Raw genomic sequence first — 26,233 nt, forward strand, 5'->3', positions numbered from 1 at the left:
GTCACTGTGACGTGGCAGCATGGAAGGCGTATGACGAAACCAGAAGTACCCTCAGACACCACATCGGACCGCGACACCACCGCGGCCGATGCCGACGTGGCCGCCGACCGCGGCGACGTCGACGACGCGCTGGCCCGCCACGCGGCGCGGATGCAGCGCCCGGGCTGGTCACCCGAACCGACCGTCGGTGAGATGCAGCTCGACGAACGCACCTCGCTGCGTCGCGTCGCGGGGCTGTCCACCGAGCTCACCGACATCACCGAGGTCGAATACCGCCAGCTGCGCCTGGAACGGGTCGTCCTCGTCGGCGTGTGGACCACCGGCAGCGCCGCGCAGGCCGAGGCGAGCATGGTCGAGCTGGCCGCTTTGGCCGAGACCGCGGGCTCGGAGGTCCTCGAAGGCCTCATCCAGCGCCGCGACAAGCCCGACCCGGCCACCTACATCGGCTCCGGCAAGGCCGAGGAACTGCGCACCGTCGTCCTCGACACCGGCGCCGACACCGTGATCTGCGACGGTGAACTCACCCCTGCCCAGCTCACCGCGCTGGAGAAGGTCGTGAAGGTGAAGGTCATCGACCGCACCGCGCTGATCCTCGACATCTTCGCCCAGCACGCCACCTCCCGCGAGGGCAAGGCCCAGGTCGCGCTCGCCCAGATGGAATACATGCTGCCGCGGCTGCGCGGTTGGGGTGAGTCGATGTCGCGGCAGGCCGGTGGTCGTGCCGGTTCCAACGGCGGTGTCGGTCTGCGTGGTCCCGGTGAGACCAAGATCGAAACCGACCGCCGCCGCATCCGTGAGCGAATGGCCAAGTTGCGCCGCGAGATTCGCGAGATGAAGACCGCACGCGACACCATGCGCGCGCGCCGCAGTGCCAGCGGGGTGCCGTCGGTGGCGATCGTCGGCTACACCAACGCGGGCAAGTCCAGCCTGATGAACTCCCTGACCGGCGCGGGTCTGCTGGTGCAGGACGCGCTGTTCGCCACCCTCGACCCGACCACCCGCCGGGCCGCGCTCGACGACGGTCGCGAGATGGTGTTCACCGACACCGTCGGCTTCGTGCGTCACCTGCCCACCCAGCTGGTCGAGGCGTTCCGGTCCACCCTGGAAGAGGTCACCGGCGCCGACCTGCTGCTGCACGTGGTCGACGGGTCCGACCCGTTGCCGCTCGAGCAGATCCGCGCGGTGCGCGAGGTCATCACCGACGTGATCAAGGAGCAGGGCACGGCGGCTCCGCCGGAACTGCTGGTGGTCAACAAGATCGACGCCGCCGACCCCGACGAGCTCACCCGCCTGCGCGGGCTGCTGCCGGGCGCCGCGTTCGTGTCGGCCCGCACCGGGGCAGGCATCGAGGAGCTGCGCGAACGCCTCTCCGAGGTGCTCGGCGGGCTCGATGTCGACATCAGTGTGCTGCTGCCCTACAGCAGGGGTGACCTGCTCGCCCGCATCCACGCCGACGGCCGGATCATCTCCTCCGATCACGAGGAGGGCGGCACCCGCGTGCGCGCTCGGGTGCCACACGCGCTGGCGGCGGCCCTGTCGGAATTCGCCCATTCCGGGCCTGCGGAGTCGGCTGGTCGATAGCCGGGTTGCCGCCCGTTTGCGGCCGACACCGATGCGACACAACCATATTCGCCGCGCTATGGTCGATTGTCGACAGCAGGAGGGTGTTATGTCGAACGACCAGAAGAACGAAGTCGAGCAGGGCGACCACGTTCTCAGCGATGGCGCGCCGTTGAATCCGGCGCCGAGTGAGTGGGAGATCCGGGCCTTCGAGGCGGTGTTCGCACCGGTGCGTGCCTGGGCCAGTCCGCGCTTCTACGGTTTGGAGAACATTCCGGCCGAGGGCCCGGTGCTGATCGTGGCCAACCACAACCTGCTCGGCGGGATCGATGCGCCGCTGCTGATGCCCGCCATCCTGCGGGAACGTGGGCGGTTGGTGCGTGGCCTGGCCGAGCATGTGCTGATGGTGCCGGGGGTGCGGGAGATCCTGCACCGTTTCGGTGCCGTGCGCGGTACCAGGTCGAACTGTCTCGCGCTGCTCGAGCGCGGCGAGGCGGTGGTGGTGTTTCCCGGCGGCGGTCGTGAGGCGATCCGCCGCAAGGGTGAGAAGTATGTGCTCAAGTGGGAGGGCCGCACCGGCTTCGCGCGGATGGCCATTCAGGCCGGCGTTCCCATCGTGCCGTTGGCGATGATCGGTATCGATGATGCCTTCGACATCGTCTTCGACGGCCAGCATCCGGTGATGTCGCCGCTGCGGTGGACGTGTGAACTGCTCGGCATCAATCCCGAGCTGAACCCGCCGCTGGTGAAGGGCATCGGACCGACCCCGATTCCGCGCCCGGAACGGTTCTACTATTCGGCGGGCGCCCCGATCGATCCCACCCCGTGGATCGGCACCGACGACATCGACAGCGCCGCCGCCGACCTGCGTGACGTGGTGCAGAAAAGCCTGGAGGAGGAACTGCAGTTCCTGTTCTCCGAACGCGAGCGCGATACCGGCCGCGGCCTTATCGGCCGATTGCGGAGCGCGCTGCCCTTCTGACCCGGCCGAGCGGTGGGTGTTCGCGGAATACCAGCCGCTCACCTCGCGTTACGCGCTATACGGACCAAGGTCCGAATAGTGAGAGGCGAGGTCGATGGCGGCACAGGTGCAGGTGATTCCGGGCGCGGACCGCAGGTACTGGCGCACCGAGTGGCTCGACTCGCGTCAGTCGTTCCCCGTGACCGGCAATTTCGTGCTCGAGGACTACGCGCACGGGCTGCTGCTGGTGCACAACGAGGACATCGTCGATCCCGGCGAGGGCTTCGACACGCATCAGCACCGTGACACCGAGATCTTGACCTGGGTGCTGGAAGGCACAGTGGTGCACCAGGATTCGGCGGGCAACTCGGGGCTGATCCGGCCCGGTCTCGCGCAACGGATGAGTGCGGGTACCGGCATCCTGCACTCCGAACGCAACGGTGCAGGCTGGGCCGAACGCGAACGGCTGCACGTGGTGCAGATGTGGATCCCACCGGACACCCTGGGTACTCCGCCGAGCTATCAGGAACTCGACGTCGACGGTGCGTTGCGACGCAACTCGCTGGTGCCGGTGGCCTCCGGCATGCCGAGATACCGAGACGACGCCGCGATCGGAATCGGCAACCGCCACGCAACGTTCCATGTCGCGCGGCTGGATCCGGGCCACAGCATCACCGTTCCCGACGCACCGTACGGTCACGTGTTCATCGCCCGGGGCAGCGTCGACTACGAGAACCACGGCGCACTCGGGCAGGGCGACGCCGTGCGGCTCACCGCGACGGGCGGCCACCGTGTGACAGCGACGACCCCCGCCGAGGTGCTGATCTGGGAGATGGACGCGGCGGCGAGCCGCTGACCTCACACCTTGCGGATGACGGTGACGACTTTCCCCAGAATTTGCGCGTCGTTTCCTGGGATCGGTTCGAAATGCGGGTTGTGTGGCATCAGCCACACGTCCTTGCCGGTGCGCTTGAAGGTCTTCACGGTCGCCTCGCCGTCGATCATGGCCGCGACGATGTCGCCGCCCTCGGCGACGTTCTGCTGACGCACGACCACCCAGTCGCCGTCGCAGATCGCGGCATCGACCATCGACTGGCCGACCACCTTGAGCAGGAACAGCGACCCGTCGCCGACGAGTTCGCGCGGCAGCGGGAACACTTCCTCCACCGCCTGCTCGGCCAGGATCGGCCCACCGGCGGCGATCCGGCCGAGGACCGGAACGAAGGTGGGGGTGGGGCGGCTCGGATCGGCCACGTCGTCCACGGGTTCGGCGGGCAGGGTGGTGACCGCGCGCACCGCTTCGTCGAGTCCGCGCACATTCACCGCGCGCGGCCGGTTCGGGTCGCGGCGCAGGTAGCCCTTGCGTTCCAGGGCGCGCAGCTGATGGGCCACCGAGGAGGTGGACGTGAGCCCGACCGCGTCGCCGATCTCGCGGATGCTCGGCGGGTAGCCGCGTTCGGTCACCGAGGAGCGGATGACCTCGAGGACCGTGCGCTGACGCACGGTGAGATCCGCGCCGGATCCCGATGTGACGGTGCCGGTAGCGCTTTCGTCACCCGTGTCGTCTGTGTGGGTCACCTGTCCCGCCCTTCCGCTTGTCGAATTCGCCTCTCTCACGCTAGTCGGGCCACGCCGAAGTATCAAACATCTGTTCGAGCATGTCGGGCGTTTCGTGCTGACATGTGCGCCGCCGCGTGGTAGAAATCGAACATCAGTTCGTCGCACAGGTGTTCGAACAGGTTCGGTCATCGTCGCCTCACCTGCCCTTTCATCCAGCGGAGCACACCACCCCGGAGGTTCTTCCGATGAGCACAGCGATCAGCGCCCTGCGTTCCTACGATCCCGCCGAAGTCCCCGAACCGGTGCTGCGTCGCCGCCGAACCGCCCGCGCTCCACGTCCTTTCGCGCTCGTGCGCGGACAGGGCCGCAACAGTGCGGCGCGGCGGGAAGTCGCCGCCCGCTTCATCCCGCATCCGCCGCAACCCTCGGCCGTGCCGGTCCGGCGCTCGCGCGAGGCCGAGGTGGTTCGTGGTGCCGAGCTCCGGGCCAGGGGTGCGCGAACCTTCGACATCACCGAGGCCGAGGTGGATCTCGCGTTCGCGACCGTGCCCCGCTGGGAGTCGACGCGATCGCGATCCGTGACCCGGGCGCTCGTCGGAGACCCGTCGCCGATCGAAGCGCCGACCCGGCGGGTGGCTGCGGGCGTTCGGGCGTCCGATCGTGGGCCGGAATTACGTGGGCCGCGGTCGGAGCAGGTGCTCTACGCGCGAGTGGTCGGTTCCGGTGCGCGCGGTGCCCATCCGATGGTGCGGGTGCGTCAGGCGCAGGCGGGCTTGGCGGCGCTGGCCCTCACGGCGCTGGTGACCGCATTGATCGTGGTGACATTCTTAGGGTTGGCGCATCTGCGGGCGGGCAGCTTCGGGGGGTGGACCGAGTCCTCGCCCGGAATCTCCCAGCCCGGTGACCACCCGCAGGTCGGCTTGTTCGAAACGCGACCCCAAAACTAGAACACGTTGCTACCGTGACGATTGTCCCTGCCGGGCGGGCCGGTCGGGGCACGGATGCGAGGTCACGTGCGCAGCTTTTGGATCGTTCTGCTCCTTTGTGTGCTGCCGGCCGTGGCGCCCGCGCCGCTCGTCCGAGCCGAACCCACCTACACGGCCTATCTGGACCTGCCCGCCATCAACGACGACGGTGAATTCGCCGGCGGTATCCATCCGGCGCTGCCCCTGAGCGCCGAGCCCCTGCGTGCGGCGCTCGACCAGGTCAGAGCCGACGGGATCGCACCGAGCCGGTATTCCACGCTGCTGCATCAGTATTGGCTCGTCGTCGCCACCGACAACGCGGGCATCGACCTCGCCGGCTGGGCGCCGGAGCGTGGCGTGGCAGCCAACACGGACACCTTCACCCGCGTGTACGTGAACTACTTCCGCATCGCCGCGGCCCACCCGGACTTCTACTGGGCCGGGTTGGCGGGCATCGCGGGCGGCTCGTTCGCATCGGGATTCTTCGACGTGGGCGATATCGGCGCTCTGCTGTCGGTGCGCGGAATCCACGAACTCGGTACGGCCGTCGCCGACCTGTTGCGCGCCACCCCACCGGAGCTTGTCGCCGCCGTACCGCCCGATATCGCCGCGCTCGCCCTGCTCGGCCCGCGCCTGACCGCCGATGACCTGGCGTGGTACCAGACCAGGCTGATCATCATGCAGCGCCACATCTTCACGGATCTGGTGCCGATGCACGAGGCCTACCTCGCCGACGGGATGGCCGCGATCGACGAGATGCACGCGGCGGGGCTGCTCGACGACGCCATGCGCGCGGCCTGGGCCGGAATCGACAACGGCACCGGCCTCGCCGCGGCGCTGGTGACCATGGCCGACCGCGAACAGAACCACATCGTCCCCGAACAATGGGACGCCACCGCCGCCGGACGCGCCGGCCTGGGCCGGGTGCTCACCTACGTCACCACGGTCGCGGGCAAACCCGCCCTGGCGGGCGCCCGGGCACCCGGTGTGTACGCGCCCGCCACCGTGCGCTCGCCGATCCCCGGCAGCGGGCTCGGCCTGCGGATGCCGCTGCCCGCGTTCAACTGGGCCGACCGCGACGACCGCTGGGCCTACCTCGCCGCCGACCTGGTGCCCCGCCACCTCGACCTGGCCACCGACCCCGCGCGGGCCGTGGCCGTGTACCGCGAGCCGTTTCCGGGCAAGCTCGACCGGGGCCGGTTGATCGCCCGGCTGCCGGACGCGATCGCGGACCTGACCACGCAGTGGCAGGTGACCCATACCTGAGCGGTATCCTGTCAAGAGTCATGGAGTAGCGAAGTGAACTGCGCACCGACGAAGGAACCCCTCGGATGCATTGCCCGTATTGCCGTCACCCCGACTCGCGTGTCGTCGACTCGCGGGAAGTCGAGGAGGGCACGGCGATTCGCCGCCGACGTTCCTGCCCGTCGTGCGGGCGCCGGTTCACCACCGTCGAGACGGCGGTGCTGTCGGTGGTCAAGCGCAGCGGCGTCACCGAACCGTTCAGCCGCGAGAAGGTGATCGTCGGCGTGCGACGCGCCTGCCAGGGCCGCGAGGTCGACGACGACGCCCTGAACCTGCTCGCCCAGCAGGTCGAGGACGCGGTGCGCGCCAAGGGATCTCCGGAAGTCCCCAGTCACGAGGTGGGTCTCGCCATTCTCGGCCCCCTGCGCGATCTCGACGAAGTGGCCTACCTGCGCTTCGCCTCGGTCTACCGATCCTTCACCAGCGCAGAAGATTTCGAACGCGAGATCACCGAGATGCGCGCCGCCCGCGCCGCTACCGCAGCCACCGACTGAGCCGCGTCGCCGCGCCCGTGCCGCCCCCGTGGGTCGGTTCGCCCACTTCTTCGCCGAACCTCTCCCGTCAACGCCGGATGGAGGCGATCGCCTTTTCGATGCGTTTGGTCGACACCGGGTACGGGGTCCCCAACTTCTGGGCGAACAAGCTGACGCGCAATTCCTCGATCATCCACCAGATCTCGGTGACATCGCGGGCGTTGCGGCGGTTGTCGGGAAGGCCGCGGACGAGTTTGTCGTAGGCGGCGAGCATCCGGTCGACCTCGATCATTCCCTGACGGTCGCGCACCGCCGAACCGGGTAACGATTCGAGGCGCTGGGCGGCGGCGAGCAGGTAGCGGGGCAGTTCGCGCAGGCGGGTGCGTCCCCATTCGGCGACGAAACCCGGGAACAGCAGGTCGTCGAGTTGGTGGCGCACGTCGTCGGCGATGTCGGTCTCGGCGGTGTCGGCCAGAGCCGCGCGGGCCTGATGCGCGGCCGACAGCACCGGCGCGACGAGGCGGATCAGTTCGCTGACCGTGCCCGCCAGTTTCGGGCGAACGGCGGCGACGAGCTTGTCGAATTCCTCCGGTGTGCGCACCGGACCACCGGCGCGGGCGATGAGTTCGTCGGCCGCGGCGACCCGGCAGTCGTCCACGAGCTTGTCCAGGGAACCGTCGGGGTTCTGGCTCAACGCCAACCGGTCGGCGGACGACAGTCCGGCGGTGACGGCACGGGTGGATGTCGGGACGGCGGCGAGCAGCAGGGTACGCACCCCCGCGCGCATGGCGGCGGCCTGTTCGGCGGGCGAACTCAGCACGCGCACGGCGACGCCTTCACCCTCGGGGACCAGGGCGGGGTAGCCGGTGACGGTCTGCCCGGCCACCTCGCGTCGCACCGTCGGCGCGACGGAACCGAGCGACTCGGAGGTCCACACGGTGGCGGGCGCGCGTTCGGCACCGGCGGTGGCACGCGCGACGGACGCCGAAACCTGTTCGGCCAGCTGGGTTTTCAGCTGTGCGAGGTTCTTGCTCTTGGCGAGCACCTGCCCGCTCTGATCGACGGCGGCGAAGGTCATCCGCAGGTGGTCCGGCAGGGCGGCGGGGGAGAGGTCGTCTGCGCTGATGGTCACCGACCCGAGCCGTGACAGCTCGCGCGCCAACCCGATCCGCAACGGTTCCGCGCGTGGCGTGAGCCCACGCAGGGCCGCCGACGCGAAGTCGGGCGCGGGAACCACCGCGCGGCGCAACGCCTTCGGCAGCGTCTTGATATAGGCGGACGCGAGTTCCTCCCGCATGCCGGGAACCAGCCAATCGAAGCCCACCGCGCGCACGTGCGCGAGCTGCTCGACGGGGATGCGGACGGTGACGCCGTCGTCGTCCTTGCCCGGTTCGAACTGATAAGTCAGCGGGAAGGAGAGCTCCCCCTGACGCCAGGCATCGGGGAAATCGGTGGGGTCGAGGGCGGCGGCACCGGCGTTGACCACGGTGTCGGTCGAGAAGTCCAGCAGCCCTGGGTCTTTGCGTTCGGCCTTGCGCCACCAGGAGTCGAAGTGACGCACCGACACGATGTCGGCGGGGATGCGCTGGTCGTAGAACTCGAACAGCACCTCGTCATCGACCAGGATGTCGCGTCGGCGCGCGCGGTGCTCGAGGTCGGCGACATCGTCGACGAGCCCGCGGTTGCGGGCGAAGAACCCGTGCCGGGTCTGCCATTCGCCCTGCACGAGGGCATGGCGGATGAACAGTTCACGCGACAGTTCCGGGTCGATGCGCCCGTAGTCGACGGGGCGGCCGGTCACCAGCGGCACACCGTAGAGTGTGGCCCGCTCGTAGGCGCGAGCCGCACCGCGCTTGGCCGACCAATGCGGTTCCGAATAGGTGCGTTTCACCAGGTCACCGGCGAGCCGCTCGGCCCACTCCGGTTCGATCCGCGCCGCGATGCGCCCCCACAGCCGCGAGGTCTCCACCAGTTCGGCCGCCATCACCCAGCGCGGCGGCTTCTTGGCCAGCGATGAGCCGGGGAAGATCATGAACTTGGCATTGCGTGCTCCGAGGAACTCCCGCGACTCCGCTTCCCGCACGCCGAGATGTGACAGCATCCCCGCCAGCAACGACTGGTGGATCTGCGCGCTCGGCCACGGCATCGCCGCCTCGGCCGCATCCGAATCGGTCGAGGCGGCTGCGCCTTTCGCGCCGGACCGATCCGAACGGCCGTCGGCTGACGGCTGTCCGGCGCCACGGCCACGCGCCTTCCGGCCGCCCCGCCGTGCTCGGTCGGCGGTGTCGGAACCCTCTCCGCCGCGGTTGCTCGCGGCGGTGGTGGAACCACTGCCTCGGCGACCGGCGTCGGTCCGCTCGGAATCCGTTGCGCGGGAACCGGGCCCGTCCGGTACGGATGACGCGTCCGGGACTCTGTTCTCGGCCGTTCCGGAACCGCCTGCGGGGTCGGTCGTCAAAGCATCGTCGGCACCCGTCGAAACCGGCTGGGCGCGCTGCGGTCTGCCACGTCCACGACGACCTCGGCCACCCTCCGACGCCGACTCGCCGTCCCCCGACGGCAGGTGACCCGTGCTGTCCCACCCGAGTCCACGGGTGATGGTGCGCAACTGGCCGTGCAGATCCTGCCACTCGCGGATCCGCAGGTAGTGCAGGAACTCGTCGCGGCACATGCGGCGGAACTGGTTGGACGACAACGACTTGCGCTGCTCGGTCAGGTAATCCCACAGGCGTAGGTAGGCCAGGAAGTCCGAACCCTCGACGGTGAAGCGGGCATGCTGGGTGTCGGCGGCCTGCTGATGCTCCACGGGCCGTTCCCGCACGTCCTGGATCGACAGCGCCGCGACGATCACCAGCACCTCGTCGAGGCAGCCGTTGCGGTTGGCCTCCACCAGCATGCGGGCCATGCGCGGGTCGACCGGCAGTTGCGCCATCTCTCGGCCGACCGGCGTCAGCGTGAGATGCCCACCCGACTCGTCTTCGCTACCAACAGTTTTGGAACTGCCGTGCGCCAGCGCGCCGAGTTCCTCGAGCAGGGCGATGCCGTCACGGATGGCGCGGCGGTCGGGGGCCTCCACGAACGGGAAGCTCTCGATGTCGCCGAGGCCGAGCGCGGACATCTGCAGGATGACCGCCGCCAGATTGGTGCGCAGGATCTCCGGTTCGGTGAACACGGGCCGCGACTCGAAATCGTCCTCGGAGTACAGACGGATGCAGATGCCGTCGGCGACACGACCACATCGACCCGAACGCTGCCGCGCCGAAGCCTGCGACACCGGTTCGATCGGCAGCCGCTGCACCTTGGTCCGCATCGAATAGCGGGAGATGCGCGCGGTACCCGGGTCGATGACGTACCGGATGCCCGGCACGGTCAGCGACGTCTCGGCCACGTTCGTGGCGAGCACCACCCGGCGACCCGTGTGCGGGGCGAACACCTTGTGCTGTTCGGCCGCCGACAGACGCGCGTAGAGGGGGACGATCTCGGTCCGCGGCAGTCTGAGGTCGCGCAGCGAGTCGGCGGTGTCGCGGATCTCGCGTTCGCCGGACAGGAACACCAGCACGTCACCGTCGCCCTCGGCGAACAGTTCGGTGACCGCGTCGCCGATGGCATCGGTGGGATCGCGGTCGACGACGCGGGTGTCGTCCTCGTCGTCGGTGCCAGGCAGTTCCAAAGACAAGGGGCGATAACGAAGTTCGACCGGATAGGACCGGCCCGACACCTCGACGATCGGGGCCGGGGTGCCGTCGGCGGCGGCGAAATGGCGGGCGAACAGGTCGGGATCGATGGTCGCCGAGGTGATGATCACCTTGAGATCGGGCCGCTTCGGCAGCAACTGCTTCAGGTAGCCGAGCAGGAAGTCGATATTGAGGCTGCGCTCGTGTGCCTCGTCGATGATGATCGTGTCGTAGCGGCGCAGCAACCGGTCGCGCTGGATCTCGGCGAGCAGGATGCCGTCGGTCATGAGCTTGACCAGCGTGCGATCCGAGGCCTGATCGGTGAAGCGCACCGTGTACCCGACCACGTCGCCGAGCTCGGTACCCAGCTCCTCGGCGATGCGTTCGGCGACCGTGCGCGCGGCCAGCCTGCGCGGCTGGGTGTGCCCGATGGTGCCGCGGATGCCGCGACCGAGTTCCAGGCAGATCTTGGGGATCTGAGTGGTCTTGCCCGAGCCGGTCTCACCGGCGACGATGACGACCTGATTGGCGGCGATGGCGGCGGCGATGTCGTCGCGGCGCGCCGAGACCGGCAGCTGTTCGGGGTAGGTGATCGACGGAACCGCCGCGCGGCGATTCGCCACGCGGGTCTCGGCGGTGGCGATCTCGGCTTCCAGCGCGGGCAGGTCGTCGGGGCGCGCCCGGTCCAGTTTGCGCCGGAGCCGATATTCGTCGCGCAGCGAGACCTCCGCCAGGCGGGTGCGCAGCGCGCGGGTTCCGGTGCTAGCTGTCCTGGTCATTGCGTCTACCAGCCTAGCGAAGCACGCCACCGGTTTTCCCGGCGCGCCCGTCGACGGCGGCGTGCTGCACCCGGATCACCGACATCTCATGCGAAGATGCGGCATGACCAAGCACCGGTCTCGGCGCGTCCCCGCCTCTGGACTGACCGGAGGGTGCGACGAAGGAGTGCCCGGAGGGAGGAGGGACTCGGTGCGTACGGCGTGGTGGATCAGGGCATACCGGATCGGCTTCGGAGTGCTCGGTCTCGTCGCCCTGCTGTGGATTCCCCTGCGCAACCTGGACTCGCCGACGTTCTCGATCGCGAACTACTTCAGTTACTTCACCATCGAGTCGAACATCCTGGCCGTGCTCGTGCTGCTCGTCGGTGGCCTGCTCGCGCCGCAGGGACCCGGCTGGCAGGTGGTGCGCGGCGCGGTGACGCTGTACATGCTCATCACGATGGTGGTCTACGCGGTCCTGCTCGCCAATATCGACGTGATGCTCACCGACAAGTGGATCAACGACATCATGCACCGGTACCTGCCGCTGGTCCTCGTCGCGGACTGGCTGCTGGTGGCCATGGCGCGCCGGCCGGCGGTGACACCGGAGCTGGTGGGGAAGTGGCTGATCTTCCCGCTGCTCTACGGTGCCTACACACTGATCCGGGGCCCGATCGTCGACTGGTACCCGTATCCGTTCATCGACCCACGCCACCAGGGCTACCTGTCGATGACGCTCGGCCTGATCGTGTTGAGCATCGTGTTCGCGGTGCTCGCGGTTGCCATGGCGTCGCTGGGTGACATGCCCGCGTGGTGGAGGGCCCGACGAGCGCGCGAGGGCGAGCCGGTGTAAGTGTGGAGCCATGAATGCGCTCTGGCATGGATTCGCCGATATGGGTGCCGTCACTCGTGACGGTGCGTTCGTCGTCGCTCGAGGCGACGGCGCCTACGTCTACGACACCGAGGGCAACCGGTACCTCGACGCCACCGCGGGTCTGTGGTTCGCCAATGTGGGACACGGTCGCGGGGAGATCGCCGACGCGGTCGCCGAGCAGTTGCGCACCATCGCCCACTACTCGAACTTCGGTGACCTCACCGAGCCCGCCACCCAGGAGCTCGCCGAGAAGCTGTCGGCCATCGCGCCTGTGCCCGGTAGCAAGATCTTCTTCACCTCCGGTGGTTCGGACTCGGTGGAGACCGCCGCGAAGCTGGCGCGGCGCTACTGGCACGAACAGGGCCGCGCCGACAAGAAGATCCTGGTCGGACGACGCCTGGCCTACCACGGCATGCACTATGCCTCCACCTCGCTCGGCGGTCTCACCCCGAACAAGGAGGGCTACGGCGTCCTGGTCGAGGACACCCGCACCGTCGAATGGAACGACGCCAAGGCGTTGCTCGCGCTGATCGAGGACGTCGGCGCGGAACGGATCGCGGCGTTCTTCTGCGAGCCGATCATCGGTGCCGGTGGGGTGTACCTGCCGCCCGAGGGATACCTGGCCGAGGTGCGCCAGATCTGCCGCGACCACGACATCCTGTTCGTCGCCGACGAGGTGGTCACCGGTTTCGGCCGGATCGGCGGCTCCTGGTTCGCCTCCACCCGCTTCGACCTGCGACCCGATCTGATGACCACCGCCAAGGGCCTCACCTCCGGCTACCTGCCGATGGGTGCGGTGTTCATCGCCCCGCACCTGGCCGAGCCGTTCTACGCGGGCGGTGTGTGGTTCCGGCACGGGTACACCTACGGCGGGCACGCCGGTGCGGCCGCGGCGGCGCTGGCCAACCTCGCCATCGTCGAACGTGAGGGTCTGCTCGAGGAAGCGGCCCGGCTCGAGACCACCCTGCACACCGCCCTGGCCCCGTTGGCCGATCACCCGCGCGTGGCGGAGGTCCGCAGCGGTCTCGGTGCGGTGGCGGCCGTCCAGCTGGCCGACCCTTCCGAAGGCCCAGGCTTGGTGAAAGCCCTTCGTGCCCAGGGGATCTCGGGTCGTGCTGCCGGTGCGGGCGCTATGCAGATCTCCCCGTCCTTCGTGATGACCGACGCCCAGGTGGCCGAACTGGCCGAAGGGTTTTCGCGCGCCCTGGGCTGATGCGCCGCACCGGTCCGTCGGCGAAACTCGCTGGCGGGCTGGGCGATCCGCCGGATACTCTCCTGCTCCGACGAAGACAGGGGAGGGAACCACGTTGCAGGCATCCGTCACGGTGACACCGGACCAGCTACCGGAGCTACTGTTGCATGTCGCCGTGGTGCGTCCCGTATTCCTCTGGGGCGCACCGGGAATCGGGAAGAGTTCGCTGGTGCGCACCTTCGCCGACTCGCTCGGCCTCGACTGTGTCACCCTGCTCGGTACCCAGCTCGCGCCCGAGGACCTCATCGGGGTGCCCCAGATCGTGGACGGCCGCAGCCGGTTCGCGCCGCCGGAGCTGATCGCCCGCGCCCAGCCCTACTGCCTGTTCCTCGACGAACTCAACGCCGCCTCGCCGGAGGTGCAGAAGTCGTTCTACACCCTGATCCTGGATCGGCGCATCGGCAGCTACGAACCGCCCGAGGGGTCGGTGGTGATCGGGGCGGGCAACCGGGCCACCGACAACGCGCTGGCCCGCCCGATGGCCTCGGCGCTGGTCAACCGCATGGTGCACCTGCATCTGCGCGCCGATGTGGACGACTGGCTGAAATGGGCGGCCGTCAACGACATCCATCCGTGGGTGATCCGCTACCTCACCCAGCGCCCGGACCACCTGTGGTCGGCACCGCCCAAAACCGAGGCGCCCTTCTCCACCCCACGTGGGTGGCACATGCTCTCCGACGCGCTGTACTCCTGCGGCGACGACATCGACGACACCACGCTGAATGTGCTGGCCACCGGCACCCTCACCCTCGGCCACGCCTCCGGCTTCCGCGCCTTCGTCAAGACCGTGCGCCACGCCTTCGACCTGGACGCCGTCTTCAAGGGCGATGCCGCCTGGCCGCGCGATCCGGCCGACCGCGACCTGCTGTACTTCCTGGCCGAGACGATGCGGGCCCGCCTCGTGAAGGAACTGCCCGGCGACCGCGAGCACACCTCCGCCTCGGTGCGCCGGTTCGTACTGCGCGCCAAGTCGCTGCTGGTGGAGCTGGCCGAGATCTCCGTGGAATGCGCGCAGTTGGTGATCGCCTCCGATGCCGAGGGCGTGCCGGTGCTGCCGTCGTGGTTCCTCATCGAGGTGTCGCGCGACCTGCCGCGACTGGCCGCGCGGCGCTGAGCATGGGTGCGCGAAAGAATCGCCGGATCGACCCGTGGTACCAGGCTGTTCAGGACGGGTGGGCGATCGTGCGCGCCCACCCGGCGTTGCGCCCGCTGGCCGGTCAGCTCTACCAGTCGGACAAGCGCGCACCGCGCGAGATGTGGGCACGGCTGGCGGGCGGCCGTCTCGAGTACCACCCGAATCGGCGTGCCACGGCGCAGGAATGGGCGTGGACCTTCGCGCATTGCCTGCTGCACGCCGGATTCGGGCACCTCGATCCGCGCAATACCGTGCCTACCAACATCATCGGGCTGACCAGCGACGACGCGTGGTTGTCCTCGCGGGTGCGCGCACCGCATCCGGTGTACCGCGCCGCGTGCTGCGCCGCTGTCGACACCTATCTGGCGACGATGAAGATCGGCACCCCACCCGATCCTGTGCCGCCCGCCTTGGCCGACGAGCACGCCGCCGCGGCGCGCTGGCACGACACCGCGGTGCCGGACGCGTTCGCGCGCACCGGACCTCCCGACTTCCTGCTCATCGACGCCGAGACGGCGGCCCGCGTCGACGCGCCCGCCCGGTTCGCGGCGGGGGTGTCCGACGCCGCCCGTGCCGCCCTGGCCACGGCCGGTGGCGACCACACACCCGACGGGAAGCGGCCACGCACCCAGTGGGACGCGGCCCTCGGCTGGTTCGTCTCGTCGTTCCCGCTACTCGGTGCGCTCGCCGCCGGGATGACCGTGGTCGCCGATGTGGAAGTCGTTCGGGCCGCGGATATCTCGATCGCCGCGGTGAACGCCGACGCCGCCGAGATCTATGTGAATCCCTATGCCGGGCTGAGTGAGGAGGAATGGCGGTTCGTGCTCGCGCACGAGATGCTGCACGCGGCCCTGCGCCACGGCGAACGGGCGGACTGGCGCGACCACTATCTGTTCAATGTCGCCTGCGATTACGTCGTCAACGGCTGGCTGGTGGAGATGAATGTCGGGCAGATGCCCGAAGGACTGCTCTATGACCCGGAACTGAAAGGGTGTTCGGCCGAGGAGATCTACGACCGCATCGCCGGCGATCTGCGCCGGTTACGCAAGCTCGCCACCCTGCGCGGTCGCGGACGCGGCGATGTACTCGGCGAACCCCTGCCGCATCCCGGCAGCGCGGGCCGCTATGTCGACCTCGACGAGTACTACCGCAACGCGTTGGTCACCGGACTGGCCTACCACACGAACAGCGGTCGCGGACACGTCCCGGCCGCGTTGGAGCAGGCCATTCGCGCGCTCGATCAGCCACCGCTGCCATGGGACGCGCGGCTGGCCCAGTGGTTCGACGAGCACATACCCACCGTCGACAAACGCCGCAGCTACGCTCGCGCCTCCCGCAGGCAGGCCGCCACCCCCGACATCCCGCGCCCGGCCTGGGTGCGGCCGGAGGAGAACGTGCGCCTGCCGACCTTCGGTGTGGTCCTCGACACCTCGCTGTCGATGAACGTCACCCTGCTCGGCAAGGGACTCGGCGCCATCGCCTCGTACGCGCTGGCCAGGGACGTGCCACGCGCCCGTGTCGTCTACTGCGACGCCGCACCCTACGACGCGGGATACGTCGCGGTGGAAGACATCGCCGCCGGAATGCGCGTGCGCGGCCGGGGCGGCACCGTGCTGCAACCCGCCGTCCGGCTCCTCGAACGCGCCGACGACTTTCCGGCCGACGGCCCGATTCTCGTCATCACCGACGGCGACTGCGACGCGTTACGCATCCGCGGCGAACACGCCTTCCTCATCCCCGCGGGCGCGTCCCTACCCTTCACCCCGAAAGGCCCGGTGTTCAGGATCCGGTGACGGGCAGTTCGAGGGTGAAGAACTGGCTGTACGGGTCGAGGGTGTAGTCGGCGAACGGCTCGCATTCGACGAAGCCGTGCCGCAGATACAGGCGCCGGGCCGGGGCGAAGAACTCGCTCGTCCCGGTCTCCAAGCTCAGGCGCCGGTATCCGCGCCGCTCGGCCTCCGCGATCAGATGGGCGAGCACTGCGGCGGCGACACCGCGACCGGTGAATCCGGCGGCGGTCCGCATGGACTTGATCTCGCCGTGCTCGGGATCCAGTTCCTTCAGGGCGCCGCAGCCGACAAGCACCGGCCCCGACCACGCGCTCCACACGGTGACCGCCGGATCGCGCAACCCGGTCAGGTCGAGGGCGTGCATGCTGCACGCGGGGGAGTTGCCCGCCATTTCGGTGTGGTGCTCGGTGAGCAGGGTGGTGATCTGCTCGCCGGTGAGGTCGTCGACGGCGAGGGTGAGCTGCTCCGCCCGGGTGGTGTCGTGCATCGGTCCATTGTGCCCGGGGCGGATGTGACGCGGGAAAACGGCACACGGCCGGGGCGGGCGATGCGACTATGAGGACGAGGGGCGAGCCGAAGGTGGTGGGGCGTGGCCGAATTCGTGGAGGACTATGCGGTTTTGCGGTGGGCCGTGGTGTCGGCGTTCGTGCTGGCGGCCGGGATCGTGGTCGTGCGGTTGAGCAGGCGCGCGGTCCGGGCCGACGCGGCGGCCGACGGTGCGCACCTGCTGATGTGCCTGGTGATGCTGGCCATGCTGGTGTTCCCGGCCGCCACCGACCCGCACGCGATGCGCGGTTTGCTGACCGCGCTCACGGTGGCCTTCGCGCTGCTGCTCACCGAGCGGGTCGTGCAGTGGCGCAACGGGGTGGTGCCGACGGCCGACGGGGTGCTCGCGCTGGGATATCACACGGTGGCGGCGGCGGTGATGCTCTACGCCATGGCCGGGCACGGATCCGGTCACACCGGAATCCCGCCGGGGCCCGCGCTGGTGCTGGCGGCGCTGTTCGTGCTCGACGCGCTCGTCGCGCTCGGCACCGTCGGTCACCGGCCGCGCTGGCACCGCTTCGCCCATCCGGCAGGCACACACCCTCTGACCTCGGCCTTGGTACCCCATGTGGTGATGGATATCGGGACGGCATTCATGTTGATCGCCGCTGTCGGCGGGTGAATACCGATCCACAACCGTCCGGGCTGCGAATCGCCTTTGTGCGGACAGGAATTCGACTATGAGTGGACAACGCGTTTCAGGCATGTCACCCGGGCGTCGGGGATTCGGTACGCCCCCACCGGAAATCCGGCCGGCCGCCGCCGACCGCGAGGTAGTGCGCGCGCTCTACCGCGACGCGGGCCCCGCCGCCTACGGACTCGCCCTGCGGATCCTGCGCAGGCGAGGATCGGCGGAAGAGGTTGTCCGCGAAGGCTTCCAGCGCATCGCCGCGAGTCCGTGGATCATCGAGGGCAACGGTCATGTCCCGGCCGGTGATTCGCGCCATGACCTCGCCACGCCGTGGGGCCGTTCGGCATTCGTCGCGAACGAACCACGCACCGACCTCGGGGGCCACCCCGATCGAGCCGGCGGCTTCGACCACGTGGACCACCCGGGTAACGCTGACCGCCGCGATGATGTCGGCCGGTGGGATCGCTCGACCGGACGAGATCATGCGGGAGGCTTGGACCGTTCGGGCGGATTCGGCAATTCGAACGGGTTCGACCGTTCGGATCTTCTCGGGCACTCGGAGGGGACGTCTCGTTCGGGCCGGCGCGACCACGAGGGCCGCGACGGCTGTTCAGGTCACCTCGGGGACATCGGCGGCCTCGGCCACGAGCCGGGGTTCGAGGGGCCGCACGACCGGGTGGGTCGGTTCGACGACGAAGGCCGACCGGATCGAGCGGGCCGCCGCGACCACGTCGGCCGATTCGACCACCCGGAGCGATTCGACCGCAGGGGTCGCCTCGATGACTCCGGTCGCCCCGACTACGCGGCGCTGCACGACCCACGGCTCGGTTTCGCACGCCGAGACGGCGAGGTAGACCCGCACAGCCGGGCAGGCCGAATGGAACGAGCCGGCCACGGAGACCACGCGGGCCGGCTGGAGGACCAAGGTCTGTCGGGCGACGCGGTCATGTTCGACGGTGTGGGTTCGATGGACGGTGTTGGCCTCCTCGATCGTTCCGGGCGTCTCGATTTCGCGGGTCACCCCGACGGCGCCGCGCCCTTCGAGGTCACCGACCCCCTCGCCGACCCGGCCCACTTCGACACACCCGACGCGACCGGCACCAGGTACACGCCGACCCTGCACACCAGACTCCTGGCCCAGGTGCACCGCCTCGCCATCCAGCGCCTGCGCCTGGACCGCAACGACCGCATCGACATCCCCTGGCTGGCCGCCTCGGCCCGACTCGGTTTCGACCCGCTCGACAGCCGCTGCGAAGTCTTCGTTCTCGCCTACTACGGTGGCCGCACCTACCGTTCGATAGCCCGCGAACTCGGCATGCGCGTCCCGGCCGTCACCCGTCTGCTGGCCGAGGGCATCGAACGCCTCGCCCACCAGCGCCTCGTCCGCGTCGCCGCGCGCCGCCCCTGGACCCCGCCCGGTTCGGTCCTCGCCCTCGCCGACGCCTACGCCCTCGACGCCGTCGCCGAACTCGAGCATCACCACATCGAGAACAAGCTGGCCACCACGACCACTACCGGCCTCGCCCAGTTCGACGCCAGAGTCGGCGGAGTGCACGAACTGCTGGCCCAACTGGCCGCCGACGATCGACAGCCCCCACCCCGCAATCTGGAACAGCGCATCCTGGCCGCGATCGACAGCCCGGGCAAACGCGGTGCCCGGACCGGGAGGCCGCCGTGGTTGCCCCGCTTCGGAAGTTAGCGGCGAACCGGGATCAGAGCACCACCACGTGGTCTTCGACGACCCGCCCGCCCAGGCGAACCCAACCGTCGGAATCCCACTCGGTGTAGAGCTGGGAACCCTGCCCCTGGGTGATGACGAGCCCGCGCCGCAGCTTGGCGGTGAGGGCGACGGCGGCCGCGCCGGTCGCCTCGTCCTCGGCGATGCCCATGGCGGGTGCGAACATCCGGGAGCGCACGGCACCGCGCGATTCGTCGGTCCACGTCCACACGTAGTGCTGGCCCTCGGTGTAGTCCGAGGAGCGGAGCATGGCCAGTTCGTCGAGTGAACCGGCCTGGTGGAAGGTGAAATCCGGTGCCCATTCGGCGCGGGCGGTGATCCAGGTGAGCCCGTCGGTCTCGGTCACCCGAACCGGGCCGGCCGGCACGTTCAGGGTGTGCACGGGGGTGCCGCGCGCGGCCATCCACCATCCGGTGCCCACGGTGGGGTGCCCGGCGAAGGGCAGCTCGACGGCCGGGGTGTAGATCCGGACGTCGGCGACACCGTCGACAGGTTCCCCGACCACCGTGGTCTCGCTGAAGCCCAGCCGCGCGGCGAGTTCCTGTTTGTCGAGCGCGACGACATCGCCCGCGCGGGCGATACCGAGCGCATTGCCGAGCCTGCCCGTCGGATCGGTGAACACGCGGACGACCTCGACCTGGACGTCAGGGGCTTCCGGCACATCGTGTGCGTTCATGCTCGCGAGCCTACCGCGCAAGATCAACACCGCCGTCCGGGCGGTTCTCGCGCCGCGTCACGCGCGCGAACGCGAACGACCCCGACCCGGCACGCGGATCGGGGTCGTGCGACGAGCGGATCAGACGGCGGCCGCGGCCAGCGCCTCGGTGGACGCGACGGCCTGGCCGACACCGGCCACGATCGCCGCCGCACGCAGCGACTCGAAGATCACCTCACGCGAGACACCGGCCTCACGCAGCGTCTTCTCGTGCGAATCGAGGCAGTGCGCGCAACCGTTGATGGAGGAGACCGCGAACGACCACAGTTCGAAATCGGCCTTCTCGACGCCCGGGTTGCCGATGATGTTCATCCGCAGGCCCGCGCGCAGATCGTCGTACTTGCCGTCCAGGAACGCCCTGCCCCGGTAGAACACATTGTTCATGCCCATGATCGACGCGGCACCCAGCGCGGCCTCGTAGGCCTCGGCGGACAGCACGTCGGCGGCTTCCTCGGCGATCTCGCGCAGCGTGGTGGCCGAACGGGTGGCGGCCGCGGACGCGAGCAGAGTGCCCCACAGCTGCTGTTCGTTCAGCACGGTGGTGCGCGAAATCGAGGACAAGTTGAGCTTGAGGTCCTTGGCGTACTCGGGAAGAGAGTTCTTCAGGTTCTCGATGCTCATGGAAAAGGCGCTCCTGTCAGGGGGATCGGGTGGAGAAGGGTGGATCAGACGCTGGCGGAGAGCAACTCGCCCGCGTTGATGGTCGGGTCGCCCTTCTTCCAGTTGCAGGCGCACAGCTCGTCGGACTGCAGGGCGTCGAGCACGCGCAGCACCTCGTCGACATTGCGGCCGACGGAACCGGCGGTCACCGAGACGAACTGGATCTCGTTGTTCGGGTCGACGATGAAGGTGGCGCGGTCGGCGACACCGTCGGCGTTGAGCACGCCGGTGGCGGTGGCCAGTTCACGCTTGAGGTCCGACAGCATCGGGAAGGGGAGGGTCTTGAGATCCTCGTGCTGCGCACGCCACTGGAAGTGCACGAACTCGTTGTCCACCGAGGCGCCGAGGACCTGGGTGTCGCGGTCGGCGAACTCGTCGTTCAGCTTGCCGAACGCCGCGATCTCGGTGGGGCAGACGAAGGTGAAGTCCTTGGGCCAGAAGAACACGACCCGCCACTTGCCCGCGTGGTCGTCGCTGGTGATCTGGGTGAAGTAATCGTCGGGCTGCTGCGCGTCGACCTTCGACAGGTCACCTCCGATGACGGCCTTGAGGTTGTATGCCGGGAACTGGTCGCCAATGGTCAGCAGAGCCATGCTCATCTCCTCGTTGATGGTGTGGTCGTGCTCGTCGTGTGAGCCCGCAAAGATCTTGCCCAAAGCCTACTGAAAGGTAAAGCCGATCGCTCGTTCTACACTGATAGGCGTGACTGATCAGACTTATCAGCCAACCCTCTCGCAGCTGCGTGCGTTCGTCGCCGTCGCCGAATACCGGCATTTCGGCACTGCCGCAGCGCGTTTGGCTGTGAGCCAACCCACGTTATCGCAGGCACTGGCATCACTGGAAAACGGCCTCGGCCTGCAGCTGATCGAGCGCAGCACGCGCCGGGTGCTGGTCACCGCGGCCGGGATGCGGCTGCTGCCGCAGGCGATGGCCACGCTCGAGGCGGCCGACCGTTTCGTCGCCTCGGCGACCGGCGACAGCCTCGGTGGCGTGCTGCGATTGGGCATCATCCCGACCGTCGCCCCGTATGTGCTGCCGGGTCTGCTGCCCGAGCTGCGCCGCAAACTGCCCAACCTGGTGCCCCAGGTCGTGGAGGACCAGACGGCCCGCCTGCTCGACGGTCTGCGCACCGGTGTGCTCGACGTGGCGGTGCTCGCCTTGCCGAGCGAGGCGCCCGGCCTGGTCGAAATCCCGCTCTACTCCGAGGAATTCGTGCTCGTGACGCCGCGCGGGCACGAGCTGGCCGGGCGCACCGATCTGGCCGCGCCGGTCCTGGCCGACCTGCCGCTGTTGTTGCTCGACGAGGGTCACTGTCTGCGCGACCAGACCCTCGAACTGTGCCGCACCGCCGAGGTGCATCCCGGTTCGGTCGGTGACACCCGCGCCGCCTCGCTGACCACCGTGGTGCAGTGCGTGGCGGGCGGGCTCGGGGTGACGCTCATTCCGGAGATGGCGGTACCGGCCGAAACCGCGCGCGGCACCCTCGAGACCGCACGGTTCGCCGATCCCGCGCCGGGCCGCACGATCGGCCTCGCCTACCGCGCGTCCTCGGCCCGGGCCGACGACTACGAGTACCTCGCGGCGGTGATCCGCTCGAAGCGGCCCTTCTGAGCCGCCCAGCTCGACTGCTATTTTGAACGTCGTTCAATTGCTTGTGCAAAGGAAGTCCGAACAGTGCCCGACCCTCAGAACGCCCCCACGCGCACCGGCCGCTTCGCCGCCCGGGACCTGGCGCAGATCGCGGTGTTCGCCGCGCTGATCGCCGCCCTCGGGCTGCCGGGCGCGATCACCGTCGGATTCAGCGGCGTTCCCATCACCTTGCAAACCCTCGGCGTCATCCTCACCGGCGCGATCCTCGGCGCGCGCAAAGGCGCCGCGGCGGTCGCCGTGTTCATCGCACTCACGCTGATCGGTCTGCCGCTGCTCTCGGGTGGGCGCACCGGCCTGACCGCGCTGGCCTCGCCGACCGCGGGCTATCTGATCGGGTGGATCCCGGCGACCCTGCTGATCGGCTGGCTCACCGCGCGCATCCTGCCGAAATATCCGCTCGTGCTCGGTCTGCTGATCAACGCACTCGGCGGCATCGTGGTCATCTACCTGTTCGGCACCGCGGGCCTGCTGGTCCGCACCGAACTGGGTCTGTGGGCCGTGATCTCGAGCAACTTCGCGTTCCTGCCCGGCGACCTGGCCAAGGTCGTCATCGCCACGGTGGTCGCCAAGGGTGTGCACCGGGCGTATCCGGGGCTGATCCGCGCGTGAGCCGATGAGTGAGATCGTCGTCGATTCGGTCGGCCACCGGTTCGGTGACCGCGTGGTGCTGCGCGATATCGACCTGACCATCACCGAACGCCGGGTCGGCTTCATCGGCGCCAACGGTTCCGGGAAGTCGACGCTGGCCCGCATGCTCAACGGCCTGTTGAAGCCGGCCACCGGCACCGTCACCGTCGACGGGATCGACGCCGCCCGCAAAGGCGCCCAGGTACGGCGCAAGGTCGGGTTCGTGTTCACCGATCCCGACACCCAGATCGTGATGCCGACGGTCGGTGAGGACCTGGCCTTCTCGTTGCGGCGCAGCGGGCTGAGCAGAACCGAGATCTCCGAACGGGTGCGGCGCATGCTCGACCGGTTCGGGCTCGCCGGGCACGCCGACCATCCCGCGCACCTGCTCTCCGGTGGGCAGAAGCAGTTGCTGGCGCTGGGCTCCGCGCTGATCCGCGAGCCCGAGGTGATCGTCGCCGACGAACCGACCACCCTGCTCGACCTGCGCAACGCCCGCCTCGTGTCCGAAGCCCTGAATTCCCTCGACCAGCAGGTGATCGTGGTGACCCACCAGCTCGCCCTGCTCGACGGTTTCGATCGAGTCGTAGTGCTGGACAACGGTTCTGTCGCCTTCGACGGTTCCCCGGCCGACGCCGTCGGCGCATACCGGCGCCTGGTCGAATGATCGGCCTGTACTGCCCCGGTGACTCGCTGGTGCACCGCCTGCCCGCGGGTCTCAAACTCCTCCTGCTGGTTCTCGCCATCGTCGCGATGACGATCTTCGCCCGCACGCCATTCACCGTGGCACTCGCCGCGGTGACGGTCGCCCTGCTGTTCGCCGTGGCGCGCATCTCCTGGCGAGTGGCCGTGGCCCAGATCCGCCCCGTGCTCTGGATGACGGTGATCATCGGCGTCTTCCAACTGCTCACCACCACTCCAGCCCGCGCGATCGCCGTCTGCGGCGTCCTGCTCGTCTCGGTAGCGCTCGCCGCCTTGGTCACCGTCACCACCCGCGTCACCGCGATGCTCGACGCGCTCGTCCGCGCCCTCGGCCCGCTGCGCCGGGTCGGCGTCGACCCCGAGCGCGTGAGTTTGCTGCTGGCCCTGGCGATCCGGTGCGTCCCGCTGCTGGCCGGCATCGTTCACGACGTCGCCCAGGCCCGGCGAGCGCGCGGCGTCTCCTGGTCGGCCACCGCCCTCGTGACACCGGTCGTGGTGCGTGCCCTGCGTACGGCAGACGCGATGGGCGACGCGCTGGCCGCTCGTGGGGTCGACGACTGAGAACGGTTGTGCTGCTGTGGGACAGGCGGCCGCCCGCGTGTGAGGCGGACGCTCGGTTGCATTAGTAGACGACCGGTCGTATATTCGTCGCATGGCACGACCCAGGCGCAGCGACGACACGCGAGCCCTCCTCATCGAGGAGGGTGCGGCCGATCTGCTGTCCAACGGCTACCACGGCACCGGCATCAAGCAGGTGCTCGACAAGGTCGGGGTCCCCAAGGGCTCGTTCTACAACTACTTCGACAGCAAGGAGAGCTTCGCGCACGCGGTGATCGAGCATCACTCGCTGTGCGTGCAGCGCAACCTGGCAGCCGCGTTCGCGGGCGCGCCCGACGCGCTCTCCGGTCTACGCCGGTTCTTCGCCACCCTCATCGACGATTTCGTCGCCGCCGAGTACACCGGTGGCTGCCTCATCGGCAATCTCGGCGGCGAGCTGGAAGGCAGTGAGGTGCTCCGCACGGCACTGTCTGCCGCCTGGGGGTCCTGGCGGGACGGGGTGGCCGACGCATTGCGGACGGCGCAGGCCGAGGGCACGGTCCGGGCCGATATCGACGCCGTCGACCTCGCCGACCTCCTGCTGGAATCCTGGGAGGGTGCGGTGATCCGGATGAAGATCGACCGCACGATCGAGCCGCTCGAGAAGTGCCTGCGGCGGCTGCTCGACGACTATTTCCGGCCGTGACCTCCTGAGTCGACCCCATTTCCGCAAGGCTTCTTCCGGTCGACCATTTAAAGACGACCGGTCGTATATCGAAAGGATCAGTAGATGACAGCCAAGACGGTCATTGTCACCGGCGCATCAAGTGGAATCGGGCGCGATGTCGCCCGCGCCTTCGTCGAACGCGGGGACGCGGTCGTGCTCGGCGGACGCGACGCGGCCAAGCTCGCCGACGTAGCCGCCGCCCTGGCCGCCCCCGACCGGGTCGCCACCGTGGTCGGCGATATCGGTTCGCCCGCAACGGGTGCGGCGTATGTGCGGACCGCGCTGGACCGCTTCGGCCGCGTCGATACGCTGATCAACAGCGCGGGCGTCTTCGGGACGACACCGTTCGTCGACGTCACCGAGGCCGACCTCGATCGCTATCTCGACGGCAACCTCAAAGGCACCTACCTCACCACGCAAGCCGTTGTGCGCCAACTGCTCGCCCAAGGCGGAGGCGGCAGCATCGTCAATATCGGCACGGTGCTCATCGACCACGCGATGACCGGACTACCGGCCTCGGCCGCACTGGTCAGCAAGGGCGGTGTACACGCGCTGACCACCAGCCTGGCCGCCGAACTCGCGCCCGCGGGCATCCGGGTGAACGCGGTGGCTCCCGGCATCATCCGCACGCCGCTCTTCGGTGACGGCGACGAGCGGGCCGCGGCCTCACTGGCGCTGCTCGACCGCATCGGTGAGGTCGCCGACACCACCGCGGCGGTGCTGTATCTGGCCGACGCCGAGTTCGTCACCGGTCATATCCTGCCGGTCGACGGCGGCTTCGTGGCCGGTCGGTCGGCCTGATCTCGCGGGATCGGCTCCACGGTCAGGCCGGACCGGCGAACGGCACCGAGGCGTCGAGTGCGAACCACCCCATCGGGATTCGCCGCGACCGAGTCGAGAAGTAGCTGGGGCCGAGCCACAGATCCGGCTCGATCTCGCGCAGTTCGTCGTAGATCCGCCGGGCGGGCCTGCGCGAACCCACGCGCGGGTCGTCGTAGTCGAACAGCACCGCCGACCGGCCGTCGAGCACGGAATCGCCCAGCGTCGCCACGAAATTCAGGGCCCGCAAGCCACCGAGCAGGCGAAAGACATTGTGTCCCAAGGCAACCCCGTCACCGACGTGCCGCAACGACTTGCCCACCCAGAAGTACGACGGCCGGGCCATCAGCGGAGCGAGCACCCGCTCACCGGACCCGGGAAACGACCGCATCGACACATCACCGTCGAGCCGTGCGAAATCCGCGGCCGTCGGCTCCGGCGCCTCGGCGAACCGCGCGCCGAACGTCGCGAGCCCCGCCGCGGACAACCGGTCGAGCCGGGGCCGGTGGTCGGCGGGCCTGCCCACCGGCATCAGACCGTTGGCGGACAGTGGTGTCGGTGTCATGGGCGGACT

General features: G+C 69.1%; 27 protein-coding genes. 18 read left to right on the plus strand and 9 right to left on the minus strand.

All coding sequences use genetic code 11. The features are described 5' to 3' along the window. Nucleotides 1-150: 150 nt before the first annotated feature. From hflX to AB0I19_RS07005, 3 genes are all read left to right on the plus strand, one after another. Entirely contained in the window at nucleotides 151-1,581 is a 1,431-nt protein-coding gene (gene hflX / locus AB0I19_RS06995; RefSeq protein ID WP_243749802.1) for a GTPase HflX, read from the plus strand. 88 nt (nucleotides 1,582-1,669) lie between these two features. Continuing rightward, nucleotides 1,670-2,542 (plus strand): lysophospholipid acyltransferase family protein, encoded by an 873-nt coding sequence (locus AB0I19_RS07000; RefSeq protein ID WP_357145557.1) that lies wholly within the window; start codon nucleotides 1,670-1,672, stop codon nucleotides 2,540-2,542. A gap of 94 nt (nucleotides 2,543-2,636) precedes the next feature. Beyond that, nucleotides 2,637-3,377: a pirin family protein gene (locus AB0I19_RS07005; protein WP_357145560.1), complete on the plus strand. Its 741-nt coding sequence runs from the start codon at nucleotides 2,637-2,639 to the stop codon at nucleotides 3,375-3,377. A gap of 2 nt (nucleotides 3,378-3,379) precedes the next feature. On the opposite strand, the gene lexA is transcribed toward AB0I19_RS07005, so the two are convergent. Further along, a complete protein-coding gene (gene lexA, locus AB0I19_RS07010) occupies nucleotides 3,380-4,099 on the minus strand; it encodes a transcriptional repressor LexA (RefSeq protein ID WP_181696961.1) in 720 nt (239 codons plus the stop codon). A 227-nt stretch (nucleotides 4,100-4,326) separates the two neighbouring features. Here lexA and AB0I19_RS07015 point away from each other — a divergent pair, with 227 nt between their 5' ends. From AB0I19_RS07015 to nrdR, 3 genes are all read left to right on the plus strand, one after another. Then, on the plus strand, nucleotides 4,327-5,028 hold the full coding sequence (locus tag AB0I19_RS07015) for a hypothetical protein (RefSeq protein WP_357145563.1): 702 nt from the start codon (nucleotides 4,327-4,329) through the stop codon (nucleotides 5,026-5,028). A gap of 99 nt (nucleotides 5,029-5,127) precedes the next feature. Beyond that, nucleotides 5,128-6,312: a hypothetical protein gene (locus tag AB0I19_RS07020; protein ID WP_357145566.1), complete on the plus strand. Its 1,185-nt coding sequence runs from the start codon at nucleotides 5,128-5,130 to the stop codon at nucleotides 6,310-6,312. 65 nt (nucleotides 6,313-6,377) lie between these two features. Then, nucleotides 6,378-6,845, plus strand: a complete 468-nt coding sequence (gene nrdR, locus AB0I19_RS07025; RefSeq protein ID WP_357145568.1) for a transcriptional regulator NrdR — start codon at nucleotides 6,378-6,380, stop codon at nucleotides 6,843-6,845. 67 nt (nucleotides 6,846-6,912) lie between these two features. Here the strand turns inward: nrdR and hrpA are convergent, their stop codons facing one another. Continuing rightward, a complete protein-coding gene (gene hrpA / locus AB0I19_RS07030; RefSeq protein ID WP_357145571.1) occupies nucleotides 6,913-11,277 on the minus strand; it encodes an ATP-dependent RNA helicase HrpA in 4,365 nt (1,454 codons plus the stop codon). A 190-nt stretch (nucleotides 11,278-11,467) separates the two neighbouring features. Here hrpA and AB0I19_RS07035 point away from each other — a divergent pair, with 190 nt between their 5' ends. The 4 genes from AB0I19_RS07035 to AB0I19_RS07050 all read left to right on the plus strand — a co-directional run bounded on the left by AB0I19_RS07035 (nucleotide 11,468) and on the right by AB0I19_RS07050 (nucleotide 16,310). After that, nucleotides 11,468-12,109, plus strand: a complete 642-nt coding sequence (locus tag AB0I19_RS07035; RefSeq protein ID WP_357145574.1) for a Pr6Pr family membrane protein — start codon at nucleotides 11,468-11,470, stop codon at nucleotides 12,107-12,109. A 10-nt stretch (nucleotides 12,110-12,119) separates the two neighbouring features. Continuing rightward, nucleotides 12,120-13,343, plus strand: a complete 1,224-nt coding sequence (locus tag AB0I19_RS07040) for an aminotransferase class III-fold pyridoxal phosphate-dependent enzyme (RefSeq protein ID WP_357145577.1) — start codon at nucleotides 12,120-12,122, stop codon at nucleotides 13,341-13,343. Between the two features lie 94 nt (nucleotides 13,344-13,437). Beyond that, complete coding sequence (locus AB0I19_RS07045) at nucleotides 13,438-14,496, plus strand: MoxR family ATPase (RefSeq protein ID WP_357145580.1); 1,059 nt, start codon at nucleotides 13,438-13,440, stop codon at nucleotides 14,494-14,496. 2 nt (nucleotides 14,497-14,498) lie between these two features. Continuing rightward, nucleotides 14,499-16,310: a hypothetical protein gene (locus tag AB0I19_RS07050; protein ID WP_357145582.1), complete on the plus strand. Its 1,812-nt coding sequence runs from the start codon at nucleotides 14,499-14,501 to the stop codon at nucleotides 16,308-16,310. On the opposite strand, the gene AB0I19_RS07055 is transcribed toward AB0I19_RS07050, so the two are convergent. Continuing rightward, nucleotides 16,297-16,794 carry a GNAT family N-acetyltransferase gene (locus AB0I19_RS07055; RefSeq protein ID WP_067636303.1) on the minus strand — a complete coding sequence of 166 codons (498 nt, stop codon included), beginning with the start codon at nucleotides 16,792-16,794 and terminating at the stop codon, nucleotides 16,297-16,299. The genes AB0I19_RS07050 and AB0I19_RS07055 overlap by 14 nt on opposite strands. A gap of 102 nt (nucleotides 16,795-16,896) precedes the next feature. Here AB0I19_RS07055 and AB0I19_RS07060 point away from each other — a divergent pair, with 102 nt between their 5' ends. Beyond that, nucleotides 16,897-17,475: a DUF5134 domain-containing protein gene (locus tag AB0I19_RS07060; RefSeq protein WP_357145585.1), complete on the plus strand. Its 579-nt coding sequence runs from the start codon at nucleotides 16,897-16,899 to the stop codon at nucleotides 17,473-17,475. Nucleotides 17,476-17,560: 85 nt separating this feature from the next. On the opposite strand, the gene AB0I19_RS07065 is transcribed toward AB0I19_RS07060, so the two are convergent. Both AB0I19_RS07065 and AB0I19_RS07070 read right to left on the minus strand, forming a co-directional pair. Then, nucleotides 17,561-17,968: a hypothetical protein gene (locus AB0I19_RS07065; RefSeq protein ID WP_357145587.1), complete on the minus strand. Its 408-nt coding sequence runs from the start codon at nucleotides 17,966-17,968 to the stop codon at nucleotides 17,561-17,563. A gap of 126 nt (nucleotides 17,969-18,094) precedes the next feature. Continuing rightward, the gene (locus AB0I19_RS07070; protein WP_357145590.1) at nucleotides 18,095-18,388 is read right to left on the minus strand and encodes a hypothetical protein; all 294 of its coding nucleotides are present in this window, start codon (nucleotides 18,386-18,388) and stop codon (nucleotides 18,095-18,097) included. Between the two features lie 63 nt (nucleotides 18,389-18,451). Here AB0I19_RS07070 and AB0I19_RS07075 point away from each other — a divergent pair, with 63 nt between their 5' ends. Continuing rightward, nucleotides 18,452-19,183: a hypothetical protein gene (locus AB0I19_RS07075; RefSeq protein WP_357145593.1), complete on the plus strand. Its 732-nt coding sequence runs from the start codon at nucleotides 18,452-18,454 to the stop codon at nucleotides 19,181-19,183. Nucleotides 19,184-19,196: 13 nt separating this feature from the next. Here the strand turns inward: AB0I19_RS07075 and AB0I19_RS07080 are convergent, their stop codons facing one another. From AB0I19_RS07080 to AB0I19_RS07090, 3 genes are all read right to left on the minus strand, one after another. Further along, a complete protein-coding gene (locus tag AB0I19_RS07080) occupies nucleotides 19,197-19,898 on the minus strand; it encodes a PhzF family phenazine biosynthesis protein (RefSeq protein ID WP_357145596.1) in 702 nt (233 codons plus the stop codon). A gap of 120 nt (nucleotides 19,899-20,018) precedes the next feature. Next, the gene (locus tag AB0I19_RS07085; RefSeq protein ID WP_357145599.1) at nucleotides 20,019-20,558 is read right to left on the minus strand and encodes a carboxymuconolactone decarboxylase family protein; all 540 of its coding nucleotides are present in this window, start codon (nucleotides 20,556-20,558) and stop codon (nucleotides 20,019-20,021) included. Between the two features lie 44 nt (nucleotides 20,559-20,602). Continuing rightward, complete coding sequence (locus tag AB0I19_RS07090; RefSeq protein WP_067493007.1) at nucleotides 20,603-21,190, minus strand: peroxiredoxin; 588 nt, start codon at nucleotides 21,188-21,190, stop codon at nucleotides 20,603-20,605. Nucleotides 21,191-21,299: 109 nt separating this feature from the next. On the opposite strand from AB0I19_RS07090, the gene AB0I19_RS07095 reads away from it, so the two are divergent. From AB0I19_RS07095 to AB0I19_RS07120, 6 genes are all read left to right on the plus strand, one after another. Then, nucleotides 21,300-22,208 (plus strand): hydrogen peroxide-inducible genes activator, encoded by a 909-nt coding sequence (locus AB0I19_RS07095; RefSeq protein ID WP_067636290.1) that lies wholly within the window; start codon nucleotides 21,300-21,302, stop codon nucleotides 22,206-22,208. 63 nt (nucleotides 22,209-22,271) lie between these two features. After that, a complete protein-coding gene (locus tag AB0I19_RS07100; RefSeq protein WP_357145603.1) occupies nucleotides 22,272-22,856 on the plus strand; it encodes a biotin transporter BioY in 585 nt (194 codons plus the stop codon). Between the two features lie 4 nt (nucleotides 22,857-22,860). After that, nucleotides 22,861-23,541 (plus strand): ABC transporter ATP-binding protein, encoded by a 681-nt coding sequence (locus tag AB0I19_RS07105; RefSeq protein ID WP_357145605.1) that lies wholly within the window; start codon nucleotides 22,861-22,863, stop codon nucleotides 23,539-23,541. Continuing rightward, complete coding sequence (locus AB0I19_RS07110; RefSeq protein WP_357145607.1) at nucleotides 23,538-24,137, plus strand: energy-coupling factor transporter transmembrane protein EcfT; 600 nt, start codon at nucleotides 23,538-23,540, stop codon at nucleotides 24,135-24,137. The genes AB0I19_RS07105 and AB0I19_RS07110 overlap by 4 nt, the downstream gene beginning before the upstream one ends. Before the next feature lie 91 nt (nucleotides 24,138-24,228). Continuing rightward, the gene (locus AB0I19_RS07115) at nucleotides 24,229-24,819 is read left to right on the plus strand and encodes a TetR family transcriptional regulator C-terminal domain-containing protein (RefSeq protein ID WP_357145610.1); all 591 of its coding nucleotides are present in this window, start codon (nucleotides 24,229-24,231) and stop codon (nucleotides 24,817-24,819) included. 84 nt (nucleotides 24,820-24,903) lie between these two features. Next, a complete protein-coding gene (locus tag AB0I19_RS07120) occupies nucleotides 24,904-25,641 on the plus strand; it encodes an SDR family oxidoreductase (RefSeq protein ID WP_357145613.1) in 738 nt (245 codons plus the stop codon). A gap of 22 nt (nucleotides 25,642-25,663) precedes the next feature. Here AB0I19_RS07120 and AB0I19_RS07125 read toward each other — a convergent pair whose 3' ends face one another. Further along, a complete protein-coding gene (locus tag AB0I19_RS07125; RefSeq protein ID WP_357145616.1) occupies nucleotides 25,664-26,224 on the minus strand; it encodes a hypothetical protein in 561 nt (186 codons plus the stop codon). Nucleotides 26,225-26,233: the final 9 nt, after the last annotated feature.

Source organism: Nocardia sp. NPDC050413, from assembly GCF_040655475.1.
In the GTDB taxonomy this organism is placed as follows: Bacteria; Actinomycetota; Actinomycetes; order Mycobacteriales; family Mycobacteriaceae; genus Nocardia; species Nocardia coubleae.